Source organism: Amycolatopsis sp. NPDC058278 (assembly GCF_042881395.1).
Lineage (GTDB): Bacteria > Actinomycetota > Actinomycetes > Mycobacteriales > Pseudonocardiaceae > Amycolatopsis.
This window is the reverse complement of sequence record NZ_JBHVXZ010000053.1, coordinates 16,590-36,160: the sequence shown is the minus strand read 5'-3', so window position 1 is coordinate 36,160 and position 19,571 is coordinate 16,590. Positions and strand designations below refer to the sequence as shown.

At 71.2% G+C, this 19,571-nt stretch carries 19 protein-coding genes; 8 read left to right on the top strand and 11 right to left on the bottom strand.

The window, feature by feature from the left end:
* Positions 1 to 108 precede the first annotated feature (108 nt).
* The 4 genes from ACFVYA_RS26370 to ACFVYA_RS26355 are packed head-to-tail and all read left to right on the top strand — an operon-like array spanning position 109 to position 4,909.
* Positions 109 to 1,485, top strand: a complete 1,377-nt coding sequence (locus tag ACFVYA_RS26370) for an ABC transporter substrate-binding protein (RefSeq protein WP_387048693.1) — start codon at positions 109 to 111, stop codon at positions 1,483 to 1,485.
* A complete protein-coding gene (locus ACFVYA_RS26365; RefSeq protein WP_387048692.1) occupies positions 1,463 to 2,431 on the top strand; it encodes a carbohydrate ABC transporter permease in 969 nt (322 codons plus the stop codon). Before ACFVYA_RS26370 ends, ACFVYA_RS26365 begins: the two co-directional genes overlap by 23 nt.
* Complete coding sequence (locus tag ACFVYA_RS26360; RefSeq protein ID WP_387048690.1) at positions 2,428 to 3,297, top strand: carbohydrate ABC transporter permease; 870 nt, start codon at positions 2,428 to 2,430, stop codon at positions 3,295 to 3,297. Before ACFVYA_RS26365 ends, ACFVYA_RS26360 begins: the two co-directional genes overlap by 4 nt.
* Positions 3,298 to 3,331: 34 nt before the next feature.
* Complete coding sequence (locus tag ACFVYA_RS26355; protein ID WP_387048688.1) at positions 3,332 to 4,909, top strand: glycoside hydrolase family 13 protein; 1,578 nt, start codon at positions 3,332 to 3,334, stop codon at positions 4,907 to 4,909.
* Here ACFVYA_RS26355 and ACFVYA_RS26350 read toward each other — a convergent pair.
* Positions 4,906 to 6,240 carry an LVIVD repeat-containing protein gene (locus tag ACFVYA_RS26350; RefSeq protein ID WP_387048686.1) on the bottom strand — a complete coding sequence of 445 codons (1,335 nt, stop codon included), beginning with the start codon at positions 6,238 to 6,240 and terminating at the stop codon, positions 4,906 to 4,908. The genes ACFVYA_RS26355 and ACFVYA_RS26350 overlap by 4 nt on opposite strands.
* A gap of 105 nt (positions 6,241 to 6,345) precedes the next feature.
* Between ACFVYA_RS26350 and ACFVYA_RS26345 the strand changes: the two genes are divergently transcribed.
* Positions 6,346 to 7,791 (top strand): ABC transporter substrate-binding protein, encoded by a 1,446-nt coding sequence (locus ACFVYA_RS26345; RefSeq protein WP_387048684.1) that lies wholly within the window; start codon positions 6,346 to 6,348, stop codon positions 7,789 to 7,791.
* Positions 7,788 to 8,369: a nucleotidyltransferase domain-containing protein gene (locus ACFVYA_RS26340; protein ID WP_387048682.1), complete on the top strand. Its 582-nt coding sequence runs from the start codon at positions 7,788 to 7,790 to the stop codon at positions 8,367 to 8,369. Before ACFVYA_RS26345 ends, ACFVYA_RS26340 begins: the two co-directional genes overlap by 4 nt.
* Here ACFVYA_RS26340 and ACFVYA_RS26335 read toward each other — a convergent pair.
* Complete coding sequence (locus ACFVYA_RS26335; RefSeq protein ID WP_387048681.1) at positions 8,366 to 9,244, bottom strand: LysR substrate-binding domain-containing protein; 879 nt, start codon at positions 9,242 to 9,244, stop codon at positions 8,366 to 8,368. The genes ACFVYA_RS26340 and ACFVYA_RS26335 overlap by 4 nt on opposite strands.
* Before the next feature lie 71 nt (positions 9,245 to 9,315).
* Between ACFVYA_RS26335 and ACFVYA_RS26330 the strand changes: the two genes are divergently transcribed.
* Positions 9,316 to 10,326 carry an SDR family oxidoreductase gene (locus ACFVYA_RS26330; protein WP_387048679.1) on the top strand — a complete coding sequence of 337 codons (1,011 nt, stop codon included), beginning with the start codon at positions 9,316 to 9,318 and terminating at the stop codon, positions 10,324 to 10,326.
* A gap of 102 nt (positions 10,327 to 10,428) precedes the next feature.
* On the opposite strand, the gene ACFVYA_RS26325 is transcribed toward ACFVYA_RS26330, so the two are convergent.
* The 5 genes from ACFVYA_RS26325 to ACFVYA_RS26305 all read right to left on the bottom strand — a co-directional run bounded on the left by ACFVYA_RS26325 (position 10,429) and on the right by ACFVYA_RS26305 (position 15,791).
* Complete coding sequence (locus tag ACFVYA_RS26325) at positions 10,429 to 11,424, bottom strand: AraC family transcriptional regulator (protein ID WP_387048677.1); 996 nt, start codon at positions 11,422 to 11,424, stop codon at positions 10,429 to 10,431.
* A 28-nt stretch (positions 11,425 to 11,452) separates the two neighbouring features.
* Positions 11,453 to 12,187 (bottom strand): SDR family oxidoreductase, encoded by a 735-nt coding sequence (locus ACFVYA_RS26320; RefSeq protein WP_387048676.1) that lies wholly within the window; start codon positions 12,185 to 12,187, stop codon positions 11,453 to 11,455.
* Positions 12,188 to 12,244: 57 nt separating this feature from the next.
* Positions 12,245 to 14,158, bottom strand: a complete 1,914-nt coding sequence (locus ACFVYA_RS26315; protein ID WP_387048674.1) for a S8 family serine peptidase — start codon at positions 14,156 to 14,158, stop codon at positions 12,245 to 12,247.
* Positions 14,159 to 14,296: 138 nt separating this feature from the next.
* Positions 14,297 to 15,196 (bottom strand): NADP-dependent oxidoreductase, encoded by a 900-nt coding sequence (locus ACFVYA_RS26310; protein ID WP_387048673.1) that lies wholly within the window; start codon positions 15,194 to 15,196, stop codon positions 14,297 to 14,299.
* Positions 15,197 to 15,218: 22 nt separating this feature from the next.
* Positions 15,219 to 15,791, bottom strand: coding sequence for a nucleotidyltransferase family protein (locus tag ACFVYA_RS26305; RefSeq protein WP_387048671.1), 573 nt, complete (start codon positions 15,789 to 15,791; stop codon positions 15,219 to 15,221).
* Positions 15,792 to 15,814: 23 nt separating this feature from the next.
* On the opposite strand from ACFVYA_RS26305, the gene ACFVYA_RS26300 reads away from it, so the two are divergent.
* A complete protein-coding gene (locus ACFVYA_RS26300) occupies positions 15,815 to 16,261 on the top strand; it encodes a GNAT family N-acetyltransferase (protein WP_387048669.1) in 447 nt (148 codons plus the stop codon).
* Here the strand turns inward: ACFVYA_RS26300 and lpdA are convergent.
* The 4 genes from lpdA to ACFVYA_RS26280 all read right to left on the bottom strand — a co-directional run bounded on the left by lpdA (position 16,251) and on the right by ACFVYA_RS26280 (position 19,484).
* Entirely contained in the window at positions 16,251 to 17,642 is a 1,392-nt protein-coding gene (lpdA, locus tag ACFVYA_RS26295) for a dihydrolipoyl dehydrogenase (RefSeq protein WP_387048667.1), read from the bottom strand. The two genes, ACFVYA_RS26300 and lpdA, sit on opposite strands and share 11 nt — an antisense overlap.
* A complete protein-coding gene (locus ACFVYA_RS26290; protein ID WP_387048666.1) occupies positions 17,639 to 18,208 on the bottom strand; it encodes an alpha/beta fold hydrolase in 570 nt (189 codons plus the stop codon). The genes lpdA and ACFVYA_RS26290 overlap by 4 nt, the downstream gene beginning before the upstream one ends.
* Positions 18,209 to 18,240: 32 nt before the next feature.
* On the bottom strand, positions 18,241 to 19,002 hold the full coding sequence (locus ACFVYA_RS26285) for a lysophospholipid acyltransferase family protein (RefSeq protein WP_387048664.1): 762 nt from the start codon (positions 19,000 to 19,002) through the stop codon (positions 18,241 to 18,243).
* Between the two features lie 77 nt (positions 19,003 to 19,079).
* Entirely contained in the window at positions 19,080 to 19,484 is a 405-nt protein-coding gene (locus ACFVYA_RS26280; RefSeq protein WP_285985366.1) for a nitroreductase family deazaflavin-dependent oxidoreductase, read from the bottom strand.
* Between the last annotated feature and the right edge of the window lie 87 nt (positions 19,485 to 19,571).

The following is a 19,571-nucleotide window of genomic DNA, read 5'->3' as shown; positions in this document are numbered from 1 at the left end:
CTGTTCGTAAGTTGCAAAATCTCGTCTGGTTATTGCGGCCATCGCGTCTCCCACTTTAGAGTGACCGCAATCACGTGACAGCCGTCGCGACCCGAGAAGAGGCTTGAGATGAGCAGTACCTGGTCCCGAACCGTCTCCCGCCGAACGTTGTGCCTGCTCGCCGCCGGTGGTCTCGCCCTCGGGGTGGCCGCCTGCGGGGACGGTGACTCCGGCGCCCCAGCCGGCGGCAAGGTCAAGATCACCGTCACCGGTCAGCCGCCGACCAGCCAGCCCTTCGAGCGCAGCGTCTTCGACGCCGACGTCAAGGAGTTCGAGGCGGCGCACCCGAACATCGACATCGATCCGCACGAAGGCTTCATGGACCCCAAGACGTTCTCCGCGAAGCTCGCCGGCGGGCAGCTCGAAGACGTCTACTACGTCTACTTCACCGACCCGGCGCAGATCATCGCCCGCCACCAAGCCGCCGACATCACCGAAGCCGCGAAGAGCGTCCCGCACCTCAACGACCTCAAGCCGGAACTCCTGGACAACTTCCGGGGCGCCGACGGCAAGCTGTACGGCCTGCCGACCATGAACTACACGATGGGCCTGCTCTACAGCCGCCCGCTGTTCCAGAAGGCCGGCCTCGACCCGGACAAGCCGCCGCAGACCTGGGACGAAGTCCGCGAAGCCGCGAAGAAGATCTCCGCGCTGGGCAACGGCGTCGTCGGGTACGCCGACTACAGCAAGAACAACCAGGGTGGCTGGCACATGACCGGCTGGCTCTACTCGATGGGCGGCGACATCGCCCGCAAGGACGGCGACAAGTGGGTCGCCGACTTCGCCGACGAAAAGGGCAAGCAGGCCCTCCAGTACCTGCACGACATGCGCTGGACCGACAACTCCATGGGCGCCAAGCAGCTGCTCGAAGCCCAGGACGTCCAGCGGATGATGGGCGCCGGCCAGCTCGGCATGTACATGGCCGCCCCGGACAACGTCCCGGTGCTGGTCAAGCAGTTCAACGGCAAGTACGAGGACTACGGCATCGCGGGCATGCCCGGCGGCCAGGGCACCCTGCTCGGCGGCGAGGGCTACATGCTCAACCCGAAGGCGTCCCCGGAGAAGATCAAGGCCGGCCTCGAGTGGATCCAGTGGAAGTACCTCAACCCGGACCGCTTCGAAAAGCACATCCAGCAGTACGTCGAGGGCAAGCAGCCGGTCGGCCTGCCCGCCGAGCCCACCCCCGACGTCTGGCAGGGCACGGTCCGCGACCAGCAGCTGGCGCTGAAGGCCAAGTACGCCAACGTCCCCGCCGCGAACTACAAGTCCTATGTGGACACCACGAGCAAGATCAAGGGCAGCATCGAGCCGCCGAACGCGCAGCAGATCTACGCCGCGCTCGACAGCGTCATGCAGGCGGTGCTCACGGACCAGAACGCGAACATCGACCAGCAGCTGGCGTTGGCGTCCTCGAAGGTCAACAGTGTCCTCGCCCAGGTCAAGTAGCCTGCTCGCCTGGCCCGCGGCGAAACCGTCGCGGGCCGGGCGCCCGGCCGCAACTCAGGTGAACCGGAGCAGGCTGCGTCGCAAGCTCAAGGAGAACCTCACCGCGTACGGCCTGCTCTGCGCCGCCCTCGTGGTGTTCGCGCTGTTTTCCTGGTACCCGATCGTGCGCGGTGTCCTGCTGAGCTTCCAGCAGGTCGACTTCGTCAACGCGCCGACGTGGGTCGGGTTCGGCAACTTCGAGCGGCTCTTCGCGGACCCGCTGTTCGGCGTCGCCTGGCGCAACACGCTGCTGTTCACCGGGCTCGCCCTGGTCTTCGGCTTCGCCGTCCCGTTCTTGACGGCCGTGCTGCTGAACGAACTCCGCCACGCGAAGGCGTTCTTCCGCCTCGCCGTGTACCTGCCGGTGATGCTGCCGCCGGTGGTGACGGCGCTGATGTGGAAGTGGTTCTACGACCCGGGTCCCGGCCTGTTCAACTCCGCGCTCGGCGCGGCCGGCCTGCCCGGCGGCCAGTGGCTCGACTCGAACGACACGGCGATGCTGTCGCTGGTGTTCGTCTCGACGTGGGCCAACATGGGCAGCACCACGCTCATCTACCTGGCCGCACTCGGCACGATCCCCGGCGAGCTCTACGAAGCCGCGGAGCTCGACGGCGCCGGGTTGTGGAAACGGCTGCGGCACGTGACGTTCCCGCAGACGCGGTTCGTCCTGCTGGTGCTCCTGCTGCTGCAGATCGTCGCGACCATGCAGGTGTTCACCGAGCCGTACGTGATGACCGGCGGCGGCCCGGACGACTCGACGGTGACCGTGCTCCTGCTGCTCTACCGCTACGCCTTCGTCTACAACGACTTCGGCTCGGCGAGCGCGATGAGCCTGCTGCTGTTCGTGGCGCTCGGCGTGTTCTCGGCGTGGTACGTCCGGCTGACGAGGAAGGCGGACCAGTCATGAGGACCCTCGTCTCCCCCGGCGCACTGCGCAGCCCGCGCGGCAAGGTCGTCTACGGCGTCGTCTTCGCCGGCACGCTCGCGGTGTTCGTGCTGGCGTTCATGTTCCCGCTGTACTGGGTCGTCACCGGCGCGATGAAGTCACCGCAGGAGCTGGCGCAGACACCGGCGACGCTCGTCCCGCACGAGTGGCACCCGGAGACCTTCGCCGACGCGTGGGACCAGCTGAGCCTGGGCAAGTACTTCCTCAACACGCTGATCGTCGCCGGCGGCGCGTGGCTGGCGCAGCTGGCCATCGACGTCCCGGCCGCGTTCGCGCTGTCGAAGCTGCGGCCGAAGTTCGGCAACGTCGTGCTCGGGTTCATGCTGGCGACGCTGATGCTGCCCGCCACCGCGTTGCTCGTCCCGACGTACGTGACGGTGACGGACCTGCCGCTGCTGCACCTCAACCTGATCAACTCACCGGCCGCGATCTGGCTGCCCGCGGCGGCGAACGCGTTCAACATCTACCTGCTGAAACGGTTCTTCGACCAGATCCCGGACGAGCTGATCGAAGCGGCTCGCCTGGACGGGGCCGGGCCGGTGCGCACGCTCTGGCGGATCATCCTGCCGATTTCGCGGCCGATCCTGGCCGTCGTGTCGATCCTCGCGGTGGTCACCGCGTGGAAGGACTTCATCTGGCCGCTGCTGGTGTTCCCGGACACCGGAAAGCAGACGCTCTCGGTGATGCTGCAGCGGGTGGCGATCGACATGCCGCTCAACGTGCTCGTCGCCGGGATGGTGCTGGCCAGCCTGCCGATGGTGGCGCTGTTCCTGGCCTTCCAGCGGCAGATCCTCGCCGGGCTGACCGCCGGCGGCCTCAAGGGCTGAGCCGGGTTTTCACGACGACTAGGAGGGCACTTTCGTGACCGACAAGACCGGCTGGTGGCGGAGCGCGGCGATCTACCAGGTCTACATCCGCAGCTTCGCGGACGGCAACGGCGACGGCGTCGGCGACCTCGCCGGCGTCCGCGCCCGGCTGGACCACCTGGCCGACCTGGGCATCGACGCGATCTGGTTCACGCCGTGGTACCCGTCGCCGATGGACGACGGCGGCTACGACGTCGCCGACTTCCGGGACATCGAGCCGCTGTTCGGCACCCTCGCCGAGGCGGAGGACCTGATCGCCGAGGCCCACACCCGGGGTATCCGGGTGATCATCGACATCGTGCCCAATCACTGCTCCGACGAGCACCGCTGGTTCCAGGCCGCGCTCGCGGCCGGCCCGGGATCGCCGGAGCGGCAGCGGTTCTGGTTCCGGCCCGGCCGCGGCCCGGACGGCAGCGAGCCGCCGAACAACTGGAAGTCGCGCTTCGGCGGATCGGCATGGACACGCGTGCCGGACGGCGAGTGGTACCTGCACCTCTACAGCTCGCGCCAGCCGGATTTCAACTGGGACAACCCGGAGATCCGCACGGAGTTCGAGGACGTGCTGCGCTTCTGGTTCGACCGCGGCGTGGACGGTTTCCGCATCGACGTCGCCGACGGCCTGGTCAAGGACCCGCACCTGCCCGACGTCGACGACGGCGACGAGACGCCGTTCTCCGACCAGGAAGGGCTGCACGAGATCTACCGGTCGTGGCGCAAGATCGCCGACAGCTACGGCGGCGAGCGCGTGCTGGTCGGCGAAATGTGGCTGCCGGACATGTCGCGGGCCGCGCGCTACCTGCGCCGCGACGAGCTGCATTCGGCGTTCAACTTCGACTTCCTGGTCTGCCCGTGGGACAGCAAGCGCTTCCGCGACGTCATCGACCGGACGCTGAGGGCGCACGAGGAGGTCGGCGCGCCGGCCGCGTGGGTGCTGTCGAACCACGACGTCACGCGGCACGTCACGCGCTACGGCCGTGAGGGCGACACGGGGTTCAGCTTCGCGAACCGGCTGCACGAGCTGCCGGTGGACCGCGAGCTGGGCACCCGGCGGGCCCGGGCGGCGGCGCTGCTGACGCTGGCCCTGCCCGGCGGGCTGTACGTCTACCAGGGCGAGGAGCTGGGGCTCTGGGAGGTCCTCGACATCCCCGACGAGCTGCGCCAGGACCCGGTGTGGGCCCGCACGAACGGCACCGACCCCGGCCGTGACGGCTGCCGCGTCCCGATCCCGTGGTCGGGCTCGGAAGCGCCGTTCGGCTTCGGTGCCGGGGGCGCGTGGCTCCCCCAGCCCGCCGAGTGGCGGGACTACACGGCGGAAGCGGAGGCGGCGGACCCGGCGTCGATGCTGTCGCTGTACCGGAACGGGCTGCGGCTCCGGCGGGATCTCCCCACCGGTTCGCCGGAGTGGCTCGACCTCGGCGAAGGGGTGCTGGCGTTCCGGCTCGGGCCGGGGTTCACGTTCGCGCTGAACTTCTCGGACGCGCCGGTCCCGCTCCCCGCCGGGGAGATCCTGCTGGCCAGCGGGCCGGCCGGCAGCGAACTGCCGACCGACACCGCTGTCTGGCTGAAGTCCTAGGCGGTCAGCTGCAGGACGTCTACGCCGCGGGCGTTGTCCGCGACGTAGACGTACTTGCCGTGCCAGTACGGCGCCCACGCGCTCGCGTCGGCCGGGCGGTAGTAGGCGATCTGCCGGGGGTTCGTCGGGTCGCTGACGTCGAGGAACCGCGTGCCCTGCGCGTAGAACGACTGCACCAGGATCCTGCCGCGGACGTCGAAGTAGTGCGCGGAGCAGTCGTCGGACGCCGGGTCGCTGCCCTCCTGGCCGTTGACGCCCCAGGTGCCGACGCTTTCCAGCCGGAACGGCTTCTCCGGCGTCGAACGCCAGCCTTCGCCGTGGTAGGAGCCCTTCAAGGACGAAATCGTCAGGACGCCGTCGCCCGCGCAGCCGTCGACGAAGTTCTCCTCCGTCGCGTAGATCAGGTCCTGGCCGCGCCAAGCACCGTCGCCGATGCGGTGGCCGGCCGGGTGGAAGCTGTTGTGCATGAACCGCGAGGGCGCCGCGGTCTCGGCGATGCCGCCGCCGGCGTACGGGACCGGCTCGTGCGCGGTCGCGCGGCGGACCTTGTTCGTCAGCGGGTCGCGGTGGATCCCGGACGTCCAGTAGCCGCGGACGCCGCCGCGCCCGGACACCCAGGCCACGCCGTCGGCGTCGACCTGCACGTCGTGCACGTAGTCGGTCTTGCCGTCGTTGCGGGCCAGCTCGATCGGCCGCGGGTCGACCTTCGGGTGCTTCGGGTCGCGGATGTCGGTGACCCAGATCGGCCGCCCGCCCCAGTCCGCCGGCTGGTTGTCGGCCTTCGCCGGGCCGCCGGTCCACAGGTAGCGGCAGCCGTCGACGCAGCTGGTGGTGTGGCCGGCCGGCACCTGCACGTAGCTGAGGATCGCCGGGGCCTCGGGCTTCGAGACGTCGACGACGTAGATCCCGGACTCGCCGGTGTGCGTGGTGCCGCCGTACGCCCGCGGGTCGCGGGAGAGGAACACCAGCTTGCGGTTCTGGTCGACCTCGGTGTCCTCGGTCTCCCACAGCCCGGGCAGGCTGACCTGCCCGACCAGCTTCGGCGCGGCCGGGTTCTTCGTCAGGTCGTACACCTTGAGCCCGAACTCGCCGGACACGACCATGACGTCGCGGCGGCCGTAGTCGAGGAAGTTGATCGAAATGGCGCCGGCGGCGTCGGGCACGTTGCCGACGGCCTTGACGTTCTTGACCGCCCCGGGGTCGCCCAGCGTGCGGGCGGCCGGGACCGCGGGTTTGTCGTCCTCGCCGCAGGCGGCGGCCGGTAGCCCGGTCGCGACCAGCGTGGCGCTGACGGTGACGGCGGCGAAGCACGACCGCAACCAGGTGCGCACGCGAAACCTCCCAGAACGCCGGCGAGCGTGACCCATCGAACGGTACGACGGAGATCAACCGGACACAACCGTCTTTCGTTGCCTTCCGACTGGTAGGAACGGCGCATGCGCCTGCTCGCCCTGTTCGCCGTCCTCGTCCTCGCCGTCACGGGCTGTACCGGCTCCGGCCCGGCTCGGCCCGGGGTGCTGTCCGTCGGCATCCGGGAGCCCGCGACGCTGCTGCCGGCCGACCTCGCCGACCAGGCGGGCCGGCTGGTGACGAGCGCGCTGTGGACTCCGCTCGCCGACTACGACGCGGCGTCCGGGAAGGTCACCCCGCGGGCGGCGGCGTCGATCGAGAGCGCCGACCGGGTGCACTGGACGGTCAAGCTGCGGCCGGCGACGTTCCACGACGGTTCCCCGGTCACCGCACAATCCTATGTGGACACCTGGCGGGCGATCGCCTCCGCGCACTGGGTCTCGTCCCCGGTGCTGACGAAGCTCCTGCGGGCCCGGGAGATCAAGGCGGCGGCTCCGGACACGATCGCGCTGACCCTCGACCGGCCGTCCGGCCAGGTGCCCGCGCTGCTCTCCGCGCCGGGCCTGGTGCCGCTGCCGGCGCCGGTGCTCGCCTCCCGGGACTGGGACGGGTTCGCGAAGGCCCCGGTCGGCAACGGACCGTACCGGCTCGACGGCGGCTGGAAGCCGGGTTCGGGCGGCACCCTCAAGCGCGTCGGCGCCGGGAAGGCCGAGGAGATCGAGCTGCGGGTCGGCGAACCGGCGGCCCAGTACGACGCGGTCAAGGCGGGCACGCTCGACCTCGCGACCGAGGTCCCCGGCGAGCGGCACGAGGCCATGCACGGCGAATTCGCCGACCACCACGCGTCCTGGGCCCTGCCCGAGGCGGGCTACCTCGCGTTCCCGGTGGCGAACCCCCGGTTCGCCGACGCGACGGTCCGCCACGGCTTCGCCCTCGGCGTCGACCGCGCGGCGCTGGAGGCCGGCCCGCTCGCGCACCAGGTCGACCCGGCCAAGGCGATGCTGCCACCGTCGGCCGCCCCGGGCGAGCGCTCGGGCACCTGCCGCCCGTGCACCTTCGACGCGGCGGCCGGCAAGGCCCTGCTGAAGCAGGCGGCCTTCCCCGGTGGCGCCACCGTCTACTTCGGACCGGGTGCGGAGGCGTGGACGCGCACCCTGGTGGTCGGGTTGCACAAGGCGCTGGACGTTTCCGTGACGGCACAGGCGGCCCCGCGCACGGACCAGCTCGACGGCCCGTCCACCGTGGACGTCAAGCAGGCGACCGGCAGCCCGTACGAGCTGCTGTCCGAGCTGGCCACGGCGTCGGGGTACACCGACGACGTCTTCCGCCAGAACCTGGCGCTGGCCGACGCGGCGGCCACCCCGGAGGAGGCGGGCGAGCTGTACCGGCTGGCGGAGAACCAGCTGCTGCGGGACCTGCCGGTGGCGCCGCTGTGGTCGGGCCACGGCCACGCGGTCTGGGGGTCCCGGGTCCACGACGTCACGGCAACGCCGTTCACCGGCCCGGTGCTGGCGGGGATCGGCGTCTCGTGAGCTGGGCGCCCGCGCCGCTGCCCGAGGTGGCCGAGCTGTTCGCCCACGTCCGAGCGCCGTGGTGGATCGCCGGCGGGTACGCGATCGAGCTGGCGGTGGGCCGGCCGTTCCGCGCGCACGCCGACGTCGACGTCCTGCTGCTCCGGCGCGACCAGCGCGCGATCCAGGAGGCACTGCCGTCGTGGGAGTGGTGGGCGGCGGACCCGCCGGGCACCCTGCGGCCCTGGGCACCGGGCGAGGTACTGGGCGACGACGTCGACGACGTGTGGTGCCGCCCGTCGGCGTCCGCGCCGTGGCGGATCCAGTTCATGCTCGACGAGACGCGGGGTGCCGAGTGGGTCTCCCGCCGGAACCCCGCCGTGCGGCGGGAAACCACGCAGCTGGGCGGTGTTTCGCCCGAGGGCCTCCCTTATCTGGTGCCGGAGGTGCAGCTGTTCGCCAAGGCCCACGACACCCGCCCCAAGGACGAGCAGGACTTCGCCGCCGCTTTGCCGGTGCTCGGCGCGGCACAGCGGCGTTGGCTCGCGGAGGCGCTCGAAACGACCTACGGCCCGCACCCCTGGCTCGGCCGCCTCTAGACGGTGGCGTGCTTGACGAGGGTCTCGATGAACGCACTGGTCAGCGGGTCCGGGGCCGCGCGGGTGTAGGCCGTCAGCGTGCGGCGGACCGGCGTGCTCGGCCGCAGGACCCGGCCGTCGAACCGGGCCGGCAGGACGTTCGCCGGGACCAGCGCGGGACCCAGGCCCGCGGCCGCGAGGATCGGTGCGGCCGCCGTCTGCTCGGTGCGGACGGCCGCGCGGGGGCGGAAGCCCGCCGCCGCGCAGGCCGCGTCGACCAGCTCGGCCAGGCCGTTGCCGGGGGCGTAGTGCACCCACGCGCAGCCGGCGAGCGTCGCCAAGTCGACTTCGCCGGTGCTGTCGTCCTCGCGGGCGCCGTCCGCGGGCAGCACGACGACGAACTCCTCCACCCCCAGCTCACGCACCGGGCCCGCCCAGTCGCCGGGGCGCGGGCCGAGCGCGACGTCGGCCTCGCCCGCGGCCATCGCCTCGCGCAGTTCGCCGGCGTGCCGGAACTCGATCAGCCGGACGTCGACCTCGGGCCGGTCGCGCCGCCAGACGCGCAACGCGGGCGGCAGCACGCCGAGGCTCACCGAATACACCGTGGCGACCTGCAGCTCACCCGCCGTCGTCCCGGACGCGAGCCGGGCCGCGCAGCGCGCGCGTTCGGCGTCGGCCAGCGCCGCTCGCGCGTGCGGCAGCATCGCCCGGCCCATCGGCGTGAGCCGGACCGCCCGGGGCAGCCGCTCCAGCAGCGGCCCGCCGAGACTGCGCTCGAGCGCCCGCATCTGGTGCGACAACGCCGGTTGTGTCACGTGCAACTGCTCGGCGGCGCGGGTGAACGAGCCGGTGTCGACCACCGTGACCAGGTACTCGAGCTGCCGCAGGCTTGTCATGAACTCAGCTTATCGACTTGGTGACAAGCAAGCCTTGGACTTATCCATCCACCGAGGCCAGCCTGAAAGACATGGAACGCAAGAGAGCTCTGGTCGCCGGGGCGAACGGGATCATCGGCAAGAACCTCGTCGAACACCTGCGGGCCGACGGTGGCTGGGACGTCGTCGGCCTGTCCCGGCGGGGCGGCCCGGGAGCGATCGCCGTCGACCTCCTCGACGCGGCCGACACCCAGGCCAAGATCGGGGCGCTGACCGGCGTCACGCACCTCTTCTACGCGGCGTACCAAGACCGGCCGACGTGGGCGGAACTCGTCCCGCCGAACCTGGCGATGCTGACGAACCTCGTCGACGCGGTGGCGCCCGGCCTGCAGCACGTCAGCCTGATGCAGGGCTACAAGGTCTACGGCGCGCACCTCGGCCCGTTCAAGACCCCGGCGCGCGAGACGGACGCCGGGCACATGCCGCCGGAGTTCAACGTCGACCAGCAGCGGTTCCTCGAGCGGCGTGCGGGCGACTGGACGTGGTCGGCGATCCGGCCGTCGGTGGTCGGCGGCACCGCGCTGGGGAACCCGATGAACCTGGCGCTGGTGATCGCGGTGTACGCGTCGATTTCGAAGGAACTCGGGCTGCCGCTGCGGTTCCCCGGCAAGCCCGGCGCGTACGACAGCCTGCTGGAGATGACCGACGCGGGCCTTCTGGCGTCGGCGACGGTCTGGGCGACGGGGCACCAGGGCGCCTTCAACATCGCGAACGGCGACCTGTTCCGCTGGCGCGAACTCTGGCCGAAACTGGCGGCGTACTTCGGCTTGGAAGCCGCGCCACCGCTGCGGATGTCGCTGGTGGACGTCATGGCGGACAAGGGTCCACTGTGGACGTCCATGGCCGCGGAGCACGGGCTCTCGGCGTCCTATGCGGACGTTTCGTCGTCGTGGGCGTTCGGCGACTTCGTCTTCGGCTGGGATTACGACATGTTCGCGGACACGTCGAAGGCGCGGCGAGCGGGTTTCCACGAGTACGTCGAAACCGAGCAGATGTTCTACCGGCTGTTCGACGAGTTCCGGAAGGCGCGGGTGATCCCCTGAAAGCGGGTCCGTAGTCGTCCATGCCGGCACAGACCCCCTGACCATGCCGGCATGGACACCCCCCTGACGTCGTTCAGCCTACGGACGGCGGCCGGCCGCCTTCTATCCGTTATCCGCCGAACGGTCCGCGGATTCCGGCTTGCCGGCACGGCCCGGATCGGCGGTGCGGGACGGCAGCTGCCCGTACGCCTCGCGGTAGTAGGCGGCGAACCGGCTCAGGTGCGTGAAGCCCCAGCGGGTCGCCACCTCGGCGACCGTTCCCGACGCGGAACCGTCCGCGATCCGGAGCAGGTCTTGGTGCACCCGGTCGAGCCGGACGCGCCGGAGGTAGGCCGCCGGGGTGGTCCCGAAGTCGGCGCGGAAACGGTCCTGGAGGGTGCGGGGGCTGACCCGCGCCGCCGCGGCCATGTCGGCGACCGACACCGGCTCGCCCACGTGTGCCTCGCAGTACGCCATGGCTCGTCGCACGGCCCGCGGCAGCGCCGGATGGGCGTGGGCGGGCAGCGCGGCGAAATGGTCGTGCGGCTGAAGGTCCACCAGGCCGTGCACGAGGACCTGTTCGAAGTGCGCGGCGGCCAGTGGTGACCGGGCCGCCAGCGGTGACGCGGTGAACTGCGCGAAGGCTCGCACGGTCGCCTGCCACGCGGCCACCGCCGGGTCGCCGTCGGCGAGGGCGGGGGCGAACCGCAGGGCGGTGGCGGGCGGTTCGCCGGTCTGCGCGGCGACGGCGTCGTCCACCGCCGCCCGCGGCAGGAACAGGATGAGGGTGTCCGACCCGGCCGGCAGGGACATCCCCAGGGTCATCCCGGGTCCGGCGATCGAGCACGACGCGGCGACCTCGCGGCCCGCCACCCGCACCGAACCCTCCCCGGCGAGCGGGAGGTGGACGTTGTAGAAGTCGGGCAGCTCGCCCGCCGTGACCTCCACCGGGACACCCCACCCCAGCTCGTACAGCGCCAGCCCCTGCCGGTGCAGCCGGCGGAAGCGGCCGGGCGCCCGGTCCCCCCGGCCGACGCGCAGCCCGTGGGGCGAGAACTCCCGGGTCACCGCCTCGTCCAGCGCCTCGACGTCGTCCCCTTCGAACAGCAGGTGCTGCATCTCGTCTCCCCCCGGAGTACGGCCGGTGCTAGCCGCGGCCGATGAACGGCATGGTCGTCGCGGTGACGGTGAGGAACTGGACGTTGGCGCCGAGCGGCAGCCCGGCCATGTACCGCACGGCGTCGGCCACGTGCCGGACGTCGAAGGTCGGTTCGGCGACGACCCGGCCGTCGGCCTGCGGGATGCCGGCCGCCATCCGCTCGGTCATTTCGGTGGCGGCGTTGCCGATGTCGATCTGCCCGCAGGCGACGTCCCAGGCCCGGCCGTCCAGCGAAATCGACCGCGTCAGCCCGGTGACGGCGTGCTTGGTCGCGGTGTAGGCGACGCCGGCGGGCCGCGGCACGTGGGCGGAGATCGAGCCGTTGTTGACGATCCGGCCGCCCCGCGGGTCCTGGTCCCTCATCAGCCGCACGGCTTGGCGCGCGCAGAGGAACATCCCGGTGAGGTTGACGTCGACGGTCCGCTTCCAGTCCTCGACGGACAGATCGGCGACGGTCCCGCCCGCCGAGACGCCGGCGTTGTTGAAGAGGAGGTCGAGCCGCCCCCACCGATCACGCACGGCGGCGAAGAGCGCCTCGACGGCCTGCTCGTCGGAAACGTCGGTCGGCACGGCGAGCGCGTTCTCGAACCCCTCGGCGGTTTCCGCGAGAGCACCGGCGCGCCGCCCGGCCAAGGCGACTTGGTAGCCGTCTTCCAGGAGCGCCCGGGCCACGGCCCGCCCGATGCCCGAACCCGCTCCGGTGACCACCGCCGTCTGCACCATGGTCCGACCCTAACGAAAAAGGGCCCGGCGTGTGCCGGGCCCTTTTACGGAAGGTCGTTACTTCGCCGCCACGCCCAGCGCCTCGAGCGCCGGGCCGGCCATGATCACGCCGTTGCCGGTCACCGTGTCGAAACCGGGCGTGCCGAGGTCGATCGACGAGGACACCAGGGCCGTGCGGATCTGCGCCGGGGTCGCCGTCGGCTTGCCCGACAGCAGCAGCGCCGCGATGGCCGCCGCGTGCGGGGCCGCCGCCGATGTCCCGAAGAACGGCTGGAAGCCCGTCACCGAGGTCGCGACGCCGTCGGCCGCGGTGATGTCCGGCTTGTCGCGGACCGTCCCCCCGGTCGAGGACACGTTGCCCGGGGTGATCGCCGTGCCGTCGGCGTTGTAGAACAGGCGGCGCTTGCCGTCGGAGGAGAAGCGCTCCCACTTGCTCGACGCCGTGTACAGGCCGGGGTACGGGCCGGCCGGGTTCGCCGGGTCACCGGTCTCCAGGGGACGGGTGAACGCGCCCGCCGCCGGCGCCGCCGCCACGCTGAACGCGTTGACCGCGGCCGAGTGGCCGTTCGTGACGCCGTTCGTGCTGAACGCCTTGAGCGCGCCCGAAGCCACGAACCGGCCGCGGATCACGTTCAGCGCGATGAAGCGGTCGGCGCCGCTGTACTTGACGACGGCGACCTTGTAGCCGGAGCCGGTGGCCGGCACGTTCGCGATCTCGTACGGGTTCTGCGCGCCGGACTGCCCGTTCTCGCTGGAGGCCACGACACTGCCCGCGGAGTTCAGGATGAACAGGTCGTAGTCGTTGGCGGACTTGCCCCACGGGTCGGACCAGAACAGCGTCACCGGGCGGCCGAGCGAGCTCGCCGAGAGCGCGTCGAAGTTCTGGGTGGTGCTGCCCGGGTCGAAGTCGTGCGGGGTGCCGGTGACGCCGCTGATCTTCGACGACGAGGCCCGGAAGTCGCCCTCGTAGTAGCCGCTGGTGCCGTCGGTGGCGTTGCCCGAGTTGCCGGCCGAGGAGAAGTAGAGCGCGCCGGCCGCGGTCACGTCGTTGACCGCCTGCGCGACCTGCGTGTCCTGGAACGGCGATTCGTCGAAGTAGGAGACGTCGTCGACGATGATCTGGCAGTTGCCGGTGCTGCGCAGCGCGCGGATGTTCGCGGCGAAGCTCGCTTCGCTGGTGAACGCGGTCGCGAAACCGAGGGTCGCGTCGGGCGCGAGGTCGTGGATGATCTCGAGCATCGCGGTGCCCTCGTCGCCGCTGCCCTGCTGGCCGGACAGGACGTCCACCGCGGGCAGTTCGCCGGCGGCCTGCGACTTCGCCAGGGAGTCGACGCCGTCGGAGAGCACGCAGACCTTCACCCCGGAGCCGCTGACGCCGTAGGTGGTGCGGGCGGCGTCGGCACCGTGCGCCTTGTCCCCTTCGGAAACCTGCGTCGCGGCGGCGGCCTGCGCGGCAGCGGTTCGCCGGGCCGTGCTGAAGTCGCGGTTGCCCGGCTCGCTCCAGGTGGTGGCCTGGGCGGCGGGCTTCACCTCGGCGACGTCGGCCCGGCCGGCGATCGCGTCCAGGGCGGACAGCGGGAGGTCGGCGCGGACGGCGCCGTCCGGCGCGGCGTAGCGGACCGTGCCGCCCGCCGCCTTGACGGCGTTCGCGACGGCCTTCCCGTGCGCGGCGATGTCGACCGAGACGGTGCCGGCGTTGCTGACGCCGACGCCGGAGCGGTATTCGGGGAGCTTCGCGGCCAGCGACCGGTCGGCCCGCAACCGCTTCTCGACGACCAGCTGGCTCGACTGCTTGCGCTCCGCGGGGCTCAGGCTCTTCTTGATGCTCTGCAGTGCGCTGATGCCCGCCTCGGTGCGCGCGGCCGCCGCATCCACCACGGACGGCTGCGCCGCCGAGACCCCCGTCGTCAGCAACAGCGCGCCGACCGTCAGCGGAACCGCGTGCGCGGCGACCCGGCTGAATCTCACCATCGATGTCTCCCTGTGGTACTCGGCCACCCGACCGAATGACACCCGACCGGGTGTAATGGGGAGAATCTAAGGAGCGACCGACCCGGATTCCAGCGACCAAAGTCGGGAACGGCCGGCGGTCCACATACTGGGACCAGCTCACTCAAGAAACGTGAGAACTATTTTTCCGCGGCCGTGTCCGGTTTCGATTTCCCGATGTGCGGCCGCGGCCTCGGTGTACGGGTAGGCCCGGCGCACGAGGAAGCGCAAGTCGCCCTTGGCGTAGAGCGCCGCCAGCTCGGCGAGCCGCGCGGCCGAGCGCCCGGACTTCGAGACGAGCACGCCGAGTCCGGCGGCCCGGCCGTGCTCGACGAGGGTGAGGATCCGATCCCGCGCCTTCACCAGTTCGAGTGAGAGGTCGAGCGCTTCTCCGCCGGCCCCGTCGAGCACGACGTCGATGCCCTGCGGCGCGGCGGCCACCACGCGGTCTTTCAGTCCTTCGCCGTAGACGACCGGAGTCGCGCCCAGTCCGCGCACGTAGTCCTGGTTGGCTTCGCTCGCGGTGCCGACCACCCGGGCGCCCCGCAGCTTCGCGAGCTGCACGGCGGCGGTGCCGACCGCCCCGGCGGCACCGTGGATGAGCAGCGTCTCCCCGGCACGCAGGTTCAGCGCGTCCAGGGCGATCGACGCGGTCTGCGTGCCGGCGCTGAACCCACCGGCGACCTCCCACGGCATTTCCGGCGGCTTCGGCGTGACGTCGGTGGCGGGGACGACGACGTACTCGGCGGCGGCCCGCACGGCGGTGAAGCCGAGAACTTCGGTACCGGCCTCGAGTTCGCCCTCGTCGACGACGCCGGCGAACTCGTTCCCGGGCACGCGCGGCCAGGAGAGTGCCAGACCGGGCGGTTCCCACCCGGCCCGCACGGCGGCATCGTACGGCTGCACCCCGGCGGCCTTGACCCGCACGCGAACCTCCCCCGGCCCGGCGTGCGGCTCCGGCAGGTCGAGGACGCGGAGCACTTCGGGACCGCCGGATTCGGTGAACGCCACGGCTTTCATGGCGCCAGTCTGATACTTTGAGTTACCTTGAGGTCAAGACGGTCAGTTCCGGCCACCCGGCCGACCACCGGGCGGCATTCCGTTCGTAGACCTCCCGCGGCGCGAGTACCGGGTTCGGCCGGACGACCATGGCGAAGAGGTCGTCGAGCCCGTGCGGTGCGTGGAAGTGCCACGAGCCGTCGCGCGCGAGCCGCACCCCGACGCATGAGCAGACGGCCGGAAAGGCGTCGATCGCCGCCTCGGTGCTCGCGAAGGGCGGGCAGGGCGTGCCGAACTTCGCTTCGTACCAGAGGTGCACGCGGGCTTCGTTGCGCACTTCGACGTCGGCCGGGAGGTCTTCGCACGCGGCAGCGACCGACCGGATGACGCGGTCCTCCGCTTCCCGGCTCAGGTCCGCGGAGTCGTGGTAGAACAGGTCGTAGTCCTGGATGCCGTAGGTGGCTTCCCGGCCGGTCAGGACGTTCCACACGGTCTGCGCGACACACCCGGCGGTGAGGTACCAGCCCGGCAGGCCGAACCCGCGCGCCCGTCGCAGCAGTTCGACGAGGGTTTCGTTGCGTGACAGGGCGTCCCGCAGCCGGTCGAGGTCCGTCATCCCGTCATCGTAGGCTGGCGGGCATGGGCCAGATCGAGATCGTCCGCGCCGCGCCGGGCCAAGCCGGCACCCTGACCGCCCTCATGCACGCTTCCTCGGCCTACCGAGGCGAGTATTCGTCCATCTTGGACGGTTACGCCATCAGCCCCGGGTACATCGAGAGCAACCCGACCTTCACCGCCACGCGGGACGGCGAAATCCTCGGCTTCTACGCGCTGCTGGAAGCGGAACTCGACCTGCTCTTCGTCGCCGACCAGGCGCAGGGGCTCGGCATCGGCGCCCGCTTGATCGAGCACATGCTCGCCGAGGCCCGCTCGCGCGGCCTGGACAGCGTGCGCGTCGTTTCGCACCCGCCGGCGTTGCCGTTCTACGTCCGGATGGGTGCGCGGCGCACCGGCACGATCCCGGCGAAACCGCCGAAGATCCGCTGGGACCGGCCGGAACTCCGCTTCGACGTCCCTACATGTTGATCATGTGCCCCGCGAGGCCGTGGACCGCTTCCTTCACCGCTTCGCCCAGCGTCGGGTGGGCGTGGACGTTCCGGGCCACCTCGTGCACAGTCAGGTCCCACTGCTGGGCCAGCGTCAGCTCCGGCAGCAGCTCCGTCACGTCCGGGCCGATCAGGTGCCCGCCGATCAGTTCGCCGTGCTTGGCGTCGCTGATCAGCTTCACGAAGCCGCCCGGGTCGCCCAGGCCCTGGGCCTTGCCGTTGGCCGTGAAGGGGAACTTCGCCACCTGGACGTCGAAGCCCTTCTCGCGGGCCTGCTCCTCCGTCCAGCCGAAGCTGGCGATCTGGGGCTGGCAGTACGTCGCGCGCGGGATCATCGGGAAGTCGAGCTCCATCGTCTCCGCGCCCGCGATCGTCTCCGCCGCCACCACGCCCATCGACTCCGACGCGTGCGCCAGCATCAGTTTCGCCGTCACGTCGCCGATCGCGAAGATGTGCTCGACGTTCGTGCGGCCGCGGCCGTCCACGGCGATCGCGCCCCGGTCGGTCAGGGCCACCCCCGTCTTGTCCAGGCCGTAGCCCTCCACGCGCGGCTGGAAGCCGATCGCCTGCATGACCTTGTCGGCCTCGAGGACCTGCTCGCCGTTCTTCTCCGACGACACCGTCACGCGCACGGACGAGCCCGAGTCGTCGATCGACTCGACGCGGGTCGAGGTCAGCACCTTGATGCCGAGCTTGCGGTACCGGCGCGCCAGCTCCGCCGACACCTCGGCGTCCTCCAGCGGCACCATCCGGTCGAGGAACTCGACGATCGTGACGTCGACGCCGTAGTTGTGCAGCACGTAGGCGAATTCGACGCCGATCGCGCCCGCGCCCGCGATCACGATGCTCGACGGCAGCTCGCTCGACAGGATCTGCTCTTCGTAGGTCACCACGCGCTCGCTGCGCGAAGTCCCCGGCAGCAGCCGCGTCGTCGCACCCGTCGCGATGATGCAGTGGCCGAACGTGATCTGCTCGCCGTTCACCTCGAGGGTGTGGTCGTCGAGGAAGGTGCCGTGCCCGTCGAACTCGGTGATCTTGTTCTTCTTCATCAGGAAGTGCACGCCCTTGACGCGCCCGTCGGCGACCTTCCGGCTCCGCTCGTACGCGGCCGTGTAGTCGACCTTGATCGGGCTGTCGGAGGAGATGCCGAAGGCCTTCGCCTCCTGCGTCACCACGTGCGCCAGCTCGGCGTTGCGCAGCAGCGCCTTCGACGGGATGCACCCGACGTTCAGGCAGACGCCACCCCAGTACTTCTCCTCGACCACCGCGGCGCTCAGCCCCAGCTGGGACGCGCGGATCGCCGCGACGTAGCCGCCCACCCCGGCCCCCAGCACGACGACATCAAAGTGTTGTGCACTCATGCCTCGAAACTACCCTTCGGGGCGCTGTTCAGCGGGGTGACCCGGGCCTCACGTGGCGAAGAGCCCGCGCAACGCCTCGACCACCTCCTCCGGCCGTTCCTCGGGCAGGAAGTGCCCGAAGAACTCCGACGGCGCCGCGCCGAGCAGCCGCTCCGGCAGCGGCGGCGGGTGGGCGAGCAGGAAGAGGTGGAACGCGAACACCCCGCCAGGTGACTCACCGCCGAGGGGTGGTCGAGCGCCGCGCGGAACGCCACCAGCGCGCCCCGGTCGTGCCCGGCCGGCGCGAACCGTTCGTACCCCAGCGCGCGGGCCAGCGCGACGACGTCCGCGGCCATGCGCCGCTTCGAGTAGTCACCCGGCGGCTTGTCGCTGCCGCCGTAGCCGCGCAGGTCGGGGCAGATCACCCGGTGGTCGCGCGCCAGCGACCCGGCCACGTGCCGCCAAGCGAGGTGGGTCTGCGGGAAGCCGTGCAGCAGCACCACCGGTGGCCCGGCGCCGCCGTGCGCGACGCCGGGGTGCGCGTCCCCGACGGGAATCCGCTCGCAGGAAAACCCGGAGATCGTCATGCCGGCAGGTTCTCACCCACCACCGATAGTTTTCAGGCAGCGACCGACGGCTCCGCGCCGCGGATCGACACCAGCAGCTCGGTGATCGCGGCCATGATCCGCGCCGTCGCCTCCTCCAGCACCGCGCGGGTCAGTTCGCGGCCGACGAGGTCGGAGAGGTCGACCGGCGGCCCGGCGACCAGCTCCACGGTCTTGCGCGGCAGCCCGCGCGGCAGCTTCGCCGTCGACGGCAGCAGGTGATGGGTCCCCCAGTTGGCCACCGGGATCACCGGGGCCCCGGTCTCCAGCGCCGCCCGCACGACGCCGGTCTTGCCGCGCATCGGCCAGCCGTCCGGGTCGTTCGAGAAGGTGCCTTCGGGGAAGATCGCGACGCACTCGCCCGCCCGCACGGACGCCACCAGGTCGCGGTAGGCCTCCGCGGCCGTCGCCGCGCCGCGGTAGACCGGGATGTGGCGTCCCGAACGCATCACGCGGCCGACCACCGGCAGCTTCCACAGCGACGCCTTCGCCAGGTAACGCGGGACGCGGCCGGCGGCGAGGCAGAACGCGGTGAGCGTCGTCGGATCGGCGAACGACAGGTGGTTCGACGCCACCAGCACGCCGCCGGTCTTCGGGATGTGCCGCGCGCCCCGGACGCGGAAGCGGGTGGTCTGGACGAGGAACTGCCAGACCACCTCGATGGCGAAGCTGTACCAGGCGCCACGGCCGGCGCGGGCGAAGCGCCGGCCGTAGGCGATCATCCGGCGCCGGGTGAGCAGCTCACCTTCGAAGTCCAGGGCGGTCCAGCGGTCCATGGGTGTCATTCGTAGCCCACGACCGGCCGGATCGGCCCGCGCCCGCGCCGAACGCGGCGCAGATCACAGCAGGAATTTCACTGGCGCTCGAGCACCACGACGGGGATCTCACGGTCGGTCTTCTTGGCGTACTCGTTGTAGTCCGGCCAGACCGCGGCGAGCTTCTCCCACAGCTTCGCGCGCTCCTCGCCCTCGGCCGTGCGGGCGCGGGCGGTGAACTTGTCCGCCTTGACCTGCACGCCGACCTCGGGGTGCTCGACGAGGTTGAAGTACCAGCCGGGGTGGTTCGGCGCGCCGCCCTTGGAGGCCACGATCACCGGGTTTCCGTCGACTTCCTGGTAGATCAGGGCGAACTTGCGCTCCTGCCCGGTCTTGCGGCCCTTGGTGGTCAAGACCAGCGTCGGGACGCCTTCCTGCCAGTCGTGGCCGACCTCGCCGTCGGTCTCCTCGTAGCGGCGGACGTGCTCGTCACCGAACAGCATGCGTGATTCCTTTCGTGGTCGGTCAGTCGTGGCGGGCTCACCACTTGAGAGTTCTCCTGGTTTGCAACACACACGCTACGAGCGATC

Bases quoted from the DNA above. Each gene is read 5' to 3' on its own strand.
- ACFVYA_RS26370 (WP_387048693.1), top strand. From the start codon at position 109: ATGAGCAGTACCTGGTCCCGAACCGTCTCCCGCCGAACGTTGTGCCTG.
- ACFVYA_RS26360 (WP_387048690.1), top strand. From the start codon at position 2,428: ATGAGGACCCTCGTCTCCCCCGGCGCACTGCGCAGCCCGCGCGGCAAG.
- ACFVYA_RS26345 (WP_387048684.1), top strand. From the start codon at position 6,346: ATGCGCCTGCTCGCCCTGTTCGCCGTCCTCGTCCTCGCCGTCACGGGC.
- ACFVYA_RS26335 (WP_387048681.1), bottom strand. From the start codon at position 9,244: ATGACAAGCCTGCGGCAGCTCGAGTACCTGGTCACGGTGGTCGACACC.
- ACFVYA_RS26330 (WP_387048679.1), top strand. From the start codon at position 9,316: ATGGAACGCAAGAGAGCTCTGGTCGCCGGGGCGAACGGGATCATCGGC.
- ACFVYA_RS26325 (WP_387048677.1), bottom strand. From the start codon at position 11,424: ATGCAGCACCTGCTGTTCGAAGGGGACGACGTCGAGGCGCTGGACGAG.
- ACFVYA_RS26320 (WP_387048676.1), bottom strand. From the start codon at position 12,187: ATGGTGCAGACGGCGGTGGTCACCGGAGCGGGTTCGGGCATCGGGCGG.
- ACFVYA_RS26315 (WP_387048674.1), bottom strand. From the start codon at position 14,158: ATGGTGAGATTCAGCCGGGTCGCCGCGCACGCGGTTCCGCTGACGGTC.
- ACFVYA_RS26310 (WP_387048673.1), bottom strand. From the start codon at position 15,196: ATGAAAGCCGTGGCGTTCACCGAATCCGGCGGTCCCGAAGTGCTCCGC.
- ACFVYA_RS26305 (WP_387048671.1), bottom strand. From the start codon at position 15,791: ATGACGGACCTCGACCGGCTGCGGGACGCCCTGTCACGCAACGAAACC.
- ACFVYA_RS26300 (WP_387048669.1), top strand. From the start codon at position 15,815: ATGGGCCAGATCGAGATCGTCCGCGCCGCGCCGGGCCAAGCCGGCACC.
- lpdA (WP_387048667.1), bottom strand. From the start codon at position 17,642: ATGAGTGCACAACACTTTGATGTCGTCGTGCTGGGGGCCGGGGTGGGC.
- ACFVYA_RS26290 (WP_387048666.1), bottom strand. From the start codon at position 18,208: ATGACGATCTCCGGGTTTTCCTGCGAGCGGATTCCCGTCGGGGACGCG.
- ACFVYA_RS26285 (WP_387048664.1), bottom strand. From the start codon at position 19,002: ATGGACCGCTGGACCGCCCTGGACTTCGAAGGTGAGCTGCTCACCCGG.
- ACFVYA_RS26280 (WP_285985366.1), bottom strand. From the start codon at position 19,484: ATGCTGTTCGGTGACGAGCACGTCCGCCGCTACGAGGAGACCGACGGC.